The organism is Streptomyces sp. BV286 (genome assembly GCF_019090165.1).
Taxonomy (GTDB): Bacteria; Actinomycetota; Actinomycetes; order Streptomycetales; family Streptomycetaceae; genus Streptomyces.
The window spans coordinates 21,221-27,810 of record NZ_JAHRIB010000064.1 but is presented as its reverse complement, the minus strand read 5'-3'; the positions used below and the strand labels follow the sequence as shown (position 1 = coordinate 27,810).

Annotated in this window: 4 protein-coding genes and 1 pseudogene; 3 read left to right on the top strand and 2 right to left on the bottom strand. The window is 74.1% G+C overall.

Annotated elements, in window-relative coordinates:
- A pseudogene (locus KUF83_RS09805) lies at positions 1-1,310 on the bottom strand (hypothetical protein); the annotation flags it as partial.
- A 244-nt stretch (positions 1,311-1,554) separates the two neighbouring features.
- Entirely contained in the window at positions 1,555-2,940 is a 1,386-nt protein-coding gene (locus KUF83_RS09800) for a transcriptional regulator (protein WP_217454217.1), read from the bottom strand.
- A gap of 389 nt (positions 2,941-3,329) precedes the next feature.
- Here KUF83_RS09800 and KUF83_RS09795 point away from each other — a divergent pair, with 389 nt between their 5' ends.
- From KUF83_RS09795 to KUF83_RS09785, 3 genes are all read left to right on the top strand, one after another.
- Entirely contained in the window at positions 3,330-3,989 is a 660-nt protein-coding gene (locus KUF83_RS09795) for a bifunctional DNA primase/polymerase (protein WP_217454216.1), read from the top strand.
- 163 nt (positions 3,990-4,152) lie between these two features.
- A complete protein-coding gene (locus KUF83_RS09790; RefSeq protein WP_217454215.1) occupies positions 4,153-4,944 on the top strand; it encodes an ABC transporter ATP-binding protein in 792 nt (263 codons plus the stop codon).
- Positions 4,941-6,587 (top strand): transporter, encoded by a 1,647-nt coding sequence (locus KUF83_RS09785; RefSeq protein ID WP_217454214.1) that lies wholly within the window; start codon positions 4,941-4,943, stop codon positions 6,585-6,587. The genes KUF83_RS09790 and KUF83_RS09785 overlap by 4 nt, the downstream gene beginning before the upstream one ends.
- Positions 6,588-6,590: the final 3 nt, after the last annotated feature.

The following is a 6,590-nucleotide window of genomic DNA, read 5'->3' as shown; positions in this document are numbered from 1 at the left end:
GCGGGAGCCTCGGGGCCGGCCGCCGGAACGCCGGAACCGCCCGGGACCCCGAATCCGGCCGGGGAGCCGAACGCGGGTGAGGCGGCCGCCTGTCTCGCCCGCGACTGCTCGAACCTGGGCAGCTGCTGGGTGGAGCCTGCGGCGTCCGCCCGGAAGAGGTTGTCGAACTCGGCGGGCGGCTGCTGCTGCCGGTCCTGCGGTGCGCCCGGCCGCACCCCGTACGCGCCGGAGGGCTCCGCGGGCACCGGGGCGATGAACTGCGTGGGCTGGGCGTCGGGGTCCGCGGCCGGGGGCAGCGGTCCGGCGCCGCTCGCGCCGGGCAGCGGCCCGGGGCCGTCCTGCCGTACGCGGCCGAGGAAGCGCGTCGACTCGGCGGACGTCGGGTCGGGTGCCGTGCCCGGGGCGGGCATCTCCGGCGGCAGCGCTCCCGGGCCCACGGGCGGGAGGAACTGCGTGGCGCCCTCGTCCATGGGCGCGGCCGCGGCGACGGGCGGCAGGAACTGGGTCGCGTCCTCGTGCAGGGGAGCGGCGGGCGGCAGCCCACCCGCCCCGGCTGCGGGGGCCTGCGGGTAGCCGTAGCCGCCCTGCTGCTGCGGCACACCCTGGCCCGCTGAGGGCGCCTGCCCGCCCGGCCCCTGCGGATACCCGTAGGCGCCACCCTGGCCCTGTGAACCGGCGGGCCCCTGCGGCTGCGCGGTGTGGCCGGGGGGCGGCTGCGGGGTGCCGTACGCGGCCGGTGGCTGCGTGGCGCCGTATCCGTTGCCGGGTCCGTTCTCCTGCGGGAGGGGCATGCCGCCGGGTGTCTGCGGGGTGCCCCACTGGGCGCCCGGGTCCTGCGGGCCGTACCGGGTCGTGGGCTCGGCGTACGGCGAGGGCTGTCCGCCGGGCGCACCCCAGCCCGAGGCCGACGGCCCGGAGTCCGGCGCCTGTCCGCCCTGGCTCTGCGCGGAGCCGTCCCACCCCGGAGCCTGCGCTCCCGGCCCGGGCGTGCCCGGGCCCGCGGGTGAGGCGCTCCAGCTCGATATCTGTGGTTCCTGCGCCTGCCCCGGGGGCCGGCCGGGACCCTGTGCGCCCCGGCCCTGATCCGCTCCATACCGTTCGCCCTCGGGCGTCCAGTCCTGTCCGGGCTCCTGGGGAGCCTGCGAGGAGGGCTGGGGGCCCCACGGCTGGTCCCAGGTCTGCCCTGCCGCCGGAGTCGTGCGGTCGCCCGTCTGGCCCGGCAGGAGAGGCTCGCCGCCGTCGGACGGCAGCACGATGCCTTCGCGCGCAGGTCGCGCCGAGGGCTCGTCGCCCTGTCCGTTGTGCGTCACCGGGACTCCTACGAATGGGGGACCTTCGGAATCGTCGGTTCACGCTACCGGGTCCTCACGAGCCGGTGCCACGCAGCACAGGACGCGACCCCCACCGCCGGGGACAGCCGGTGACAAACCGCCCCCGGAACGCCGCTCGATGCCTCCTTTTTCACGCCCTCTTCCGCAACGAACGCCCCGTTTCCCGAACGTTCACTCCCCGGACAGCCGCCGGGTCGGAGCCGGTGCCGCGACAGGCGCGGCCCTAGGCCGCCGCCTGCAGGTCCATGCGGGCCCCGAACTCCCGCACCACGGGCTCGTCCCGGTACGGATCCAGCCGCTGCTGGAGGTCGTCCAGGTACTCCGCGCCGCGGTTGGACCGCAGTGTGCCGAGCAGTTCGACCGCGCGCAGGCCCGTGTGGCAGGCCTGCTCGACCTCGCGCTGCTGCACCTGCGCGGTCGCCAGCAGCACGTACCCGATGGCGCGGCGCCTCGCGCGCGACTCGGGGTGCCCGGCGAGGGACTCCTCCGCGCACCGCGCGGCGGCCTCCGCCTGCCCGAGGTCCCGGTGGCAGTGCGCCAACTCGTCGGCCAGGTAAGCCTCGTCGAAGTGCGCGATCCACCGCGGGTCGTCCCCGGCCTCCGGATCGGCCTGCTCCAGCGCCGACACGGCCCGCCCGGACGCCGCCTGCGCGGAGCGCGCGTCGCCCATCAACGCGTGGCCCCGGGCCTCCGCGGCGTGGAACATCGACTCCGCGCGCGGTGTGACCCGCCCGCGCGCCCCCTCCTGCGCCGCACGCGCCAACTGCGCGATCTCCCGCGGGTTCCCGAGCTGCGCGGCCAGGTGGCTCATGGACGCGGCGAGCACGTACCCGCCGTATCCACGGTCGCCGGCCGCCTGCGCGAGCCGCAGCGCCTGGATGTAGTACCGCTGCGCGAGCCCCGGCTGCCCGGTGTCGACGGCCATGTAGCCCGCGAGCTCCGTCAACCGCGCGACCGCCGCGAAGAGTTCACGCCCGACCGCTTCCCGGTACGAACCCGCCAGCAGGCCCGACACGACACTGTTCAGGTAGTGCACGACGACCGGGCGCACATGTCCGCTGCCGTACTGGTGGTCGAGGTCGACCAGCGCCTGGGTCATCGCGCTCACGGCCGCCACGTCGGACTGCCCGACCCGCGGCCCGGCCGAGCGCGACACCTGCGCGTCCGGTGAGGAGATCAGCCAGTCCCGGCTCGGCTCGACGAGCGCGGAGGCCGCGACGGACGAGCCGGACAGGAAGTCCCGGCGCCCCACGTCGCTGCGCCACAGCTCGCAGACCTGCTCGATCGCCCCGAGAACGGTCGGCGAGAACTGCAGGCCCACACCGGAGGCGAGGTTCTTGCCGTTCGCCATGCCGATCTCGTCGATCGTGACGGTCCGGCCCAGCTTGCGGCCGAGCGCCTCGGCGATGATCGCGGGCGCCCGGCCCCGCGGCTGCTGACCGCGCAGCCAGCGCGCCACGGACGTCTTGTCGTACCGCAGATCGAGCCCGTGCTCCGCGCCGCACATGTTGACCCGGCGGGCCAGACCGGCGTTGGAACAGCCCGCTTCCTGGATGAGCGCCTGCAGTCGTTCGTTCGGCTGCCGCGCGACGAGAGGCCTTGCGGCCATGGCGTACCCCCTGTGGCTGCGGTGCCTGCCCACGCACCGAGTTGACGAGTCCTCAGTGGCCGGGGTCCTCCATGCCCGTGAGAGCGGCGAGAAGATCCGGCCTCGAAGATCAATGCCCCGCGGACATACCGAAGATGCGAGACATGCGAGGATTGCCGGGGTAAAGGCTGTTGCCCGCCCCTCACATGGCTACCCACCACCCGCTGCCGCCTCCCGTGCGCGCCCCCACACATGCATCCATGCGCCCCACGTGTGGATGCGGTGCTCCTCCCCCGCGCGCGCAGGAAAAGCAGGGAAAAGGGCCGCGAGCCCGCAGGGCTTTCCCAAGATGGGCCGCGGCGGGGGACGGGTGGGCGTAACCCCTGGTGGGTGCGGGAGTTGAGTTCAGCGTGGAAGAGACGATCGCAGGCACCGAGACCGCCCAGATCCCCCAGCAGCGCGGCGAGTCGCTGCAGGACACAGCCGTGCGCTATGCCGAGGAGCGCCATTGGGACGTGTTCCCCGGCACGTGGCTTGAAGCCGTCGACGGGGTACAGCGCTGCTCGTGCGGTGAGCCCTCGTGCGCCGTACCCGGCGCGCACCCGGCGCGTGAGGACTGGGCGACCCTGGCCACCGGCAGTGCGACCGTCGCCCGGCGGCTGTGGGCGAAGCAGCCCGTGGCGTCGATCCTCCTGCCGACGGGTCGCACGTTCGACGCGATCGACGTCCCCGAGACCTCGGGTTTTCTGGCGCTCGCGCGGATGAGGCGGATGGAGCTGACGCTCGGGCCCGTCACCTGTACTCCGGACCGGCGGATGCAGTTCTTCGTGCTGCCGGGTGCTGCCGCGAAGGTGCCGGATCTCGTGCGCAAGCTCGGGTGGCCGCTCGCCTCCCTCGATCTGGAGGTGTTCGGGGAGGGCACGTACGTGGCCGCGCCGCCCACCCGGTTCGGGGCGCGGGGTGCCGTGCAGTGGGCCTGCCGGCCGACTCCCGCGAACCGGTGGCTGCCGGACGCGGAAGAGCTGATCTCACCCCTCGCCTACGCCTGCGGGCGGGACGCCCGCCGGTAGCGCGACGGCGCTCCGCCGAGGGGGCCACTCCCAGGGCCGCGGGTCCTCGGCCTCAGGCCGGCTGCTGCGGGCCGGCGACCGCGGTTCCTCGACCGCGGGTCCGGCGGTTGATCGCGCGGCCCCGCACCCCTGAACGGGCCCCGTCCCCCGTATCGTGCCTCGCATGACCGAGGGAGTGCGGGTGGGCGCGGTTGCCGTGCGGGTGCAGGGGCTCTGGAAGCGGTTCGGGGAGCAGGTGGCCGTCGCCGGGATCGATCTGGAGCTGCCCGCGGGGCAGTTCATCGGTCTCGTCGGGCCGAACGGCGCCGGGAAGACCACCACCCTGTCGATGGTGACCGGGCTGCTGCGGCCCGACCAGGGGACCGTGGAGGTCGTCGGGCACGACGTGTGGCGCGACCCCACCGAGGTCAAGGCCCGCATCGGGGTGCTGCCCGAGGGGCTGCGGCTCTTCGAGCGGCTCTCGGGGCGTGAACTGCTCGCGTACACGGGCCGCCTGCGCGGGCTGCCCGGCACGGAGGTCGACAAGCGGGCCACGCAGCTGCTCGACGTGCTCGACCTCGCTGGGGCCCAGCACAAGCTGGTCGTCGACTACTCGACAGGCATGCGCAAGAAGATCGGCCTGGCCGCCGCGCTGCTCCACAACCCCGAAGTGCTGTTCCTCGACGAGCCGTTCGAGGGCGTCGACCCGGTCTCCGCGCAGACCATCCGCGGAGTGCTGGAGCGCTACACCGCGTCCGGGGCGACCGTCGTCTTCTCCTCCCACGTGATGGAGCTCGTCGAGTCGCTCTGCGACTGGGTCGCCGTGATGGTCGCGGGCCGCATCCGCGCCCACGGCCCGCTCGCCGAGGTACGGGGCGAGGCACCCTCCCTCCAGCAGGCCTTCCTCGAACTCGTCGGCGCGAACGGCCGCGACACCGGGTCCGACCTCGACTGGCTGGGCGGCGGGGCACGATGACCACCGGCGCCCCGTCCACGACCTCCGCGGCCTCCACCGTCTCCACGGCTTCCGCCGCCTCCGTCACCTCCGTCGTCGTGCGGCTGAAGGTGTCCCTGCTGCGCAACGGCCTGCGGCAGTCGGCCGGACGGCGAGCGGCGTACGTGGCGTCGCTCGTCCTCGTCCTGCTCTTCGCCGCTCTCCAGCTGATCGGCCTGATCATCCTGCGCGGCAACGCGCACGCGATGAACGTGACGGTGCTGCTCACGGCCGTGCTGGCGCTCGGCTGGGCCGTGATGCCGCTGTTCTTCCCCGGCGGCGACGAGACCCTCGACCCCACGCGCCTGGTGATGCTGCCCCTGCGTCCGCGCCCCCTCGTCCGGGCGCTGCTGGTCGCCTCCCTGGTCGGGACAGGGCCGCTGTTCACGCTGTGCATGCTCGTCGGCTCGGTCGTCGCGACGGCGCACGGAGTGGCGGCGTACGTCACCGGCGTCGTGGCCGTCCCCCTGGCGCTCCTCGTCTGCGTGGCCCTCGCGCGGGCCGTCGCGACCGCCAACCTCCGGCTGCTGACCAGCCGCAAGGGGCGCGACCTGGCCGTGCTGAGCGGTCTGGTGATCGCCGTGGGCGCTCAGGTCGTCAACTTCGGGGCGCAGAAGCTCGGCTCGTCGGGCCTGTCCACGCTGGATCCGGCGGCGGACGTCCTGCGGTGGCTGCCTCCGGCGTCCGCGCTCGGCGCGGTGGACTCCGTCAGCGAGGGCTCGTACGCCGTCGGTGTCGCCCAGCTCGCGCTGAGCGGCGCGCTGCTGACGGCGCTGCTCGGCTACTGGCAGCGCAGTCTCACCCAACTGATGACCTCGCCCGACGGCTCGACCCTGCAGGCCGCCGAGCCGGTACGGGACCGGGCGGGGCGCTCCTCCGGGCTCGGCCGGCTGCTGCCCGCGGGGCGCACGGGCACGGTCATGGAGCGCAGCCTGCGGTACGTGTGGCGGGACCCGAAGACGAAGGCCGCGTGGGTGACGTCCCTGGCGATCGGCCTGATCGTGCCGCTGTTCAACGCGTTGCAGGGCACCGGCTCGATCTACTTCGCGTGCTTCGCGGCGGGAATGCTCGGCATCCAGATGTACAACCAGTTCGGGCAGGACACGTCCGCGTTCTGGATGGTCGCGATGACGATCTCCTCGCCCCGGGACGCGTACGTCGAGCTGCGCGGGCGGGCCCTGGCACTCCTGGTGATCACGCTTCCGTACGCGGCGCTCGTGACGGTCCTGACGACGGCGCTGCTCGGCGAGTGGCCCGCCCTGCCCGAGGTGCTCGGTCTCTCCTTCGCGCTGCTCGGCGCGATGCTGGCGACCGGGGCCTGGTCCTCCGCCCGCTTCCCGTACTCGATCCCGCAGGAGGGCTACAAGAACGTGGCTCCCGGGCAGGCGGGGCTGGCCTGGATCTCCATCTTCGGCGGCATGGTCGCGGCCGCGCTGCTGTGCGCGCCCGTCATCGCCCTCGCCATCTGGCTGAACGTCTCGGCGGGCGGGGAGAACTGGACGTGGCTGCTGCTGCCGCTCGGCACCGGTTACGGCGTGCTGATCACCCTGGCGGGCCTGCGCCTCGCCGCCCCGCGAACGGCAAAGCGCCTCCCGGAGATCCTCGCGGCGGTCAGCAAGGGCTGAGGG

Excerpts from the sequence above, each read along its gene's own strand:
- KUF83_RS09790 (WP_217454215.1), top strand. The coding sequence starts at position 4,153 with ATGACCGAGGGAGTGCGGGTGGGCGCGGTTGCCGTGCGGGTGCAGGGG.
- KUF83_RS09785 (WP_217454214.1), top strand. The coding sequence starts at position 4,941 with ATGACCACCGGCGCCCCGTCCACGACCTCCGCGGCCTCCACCGTCTCC.
- KUF83_RS09800 (WP_217454217.1), bottom strand. The coding sequence starts at position 2,940 with ATGGCCGCAAGGCCTCTCGTCGCGCGGCAGCCGAACGAACGACTGCAG.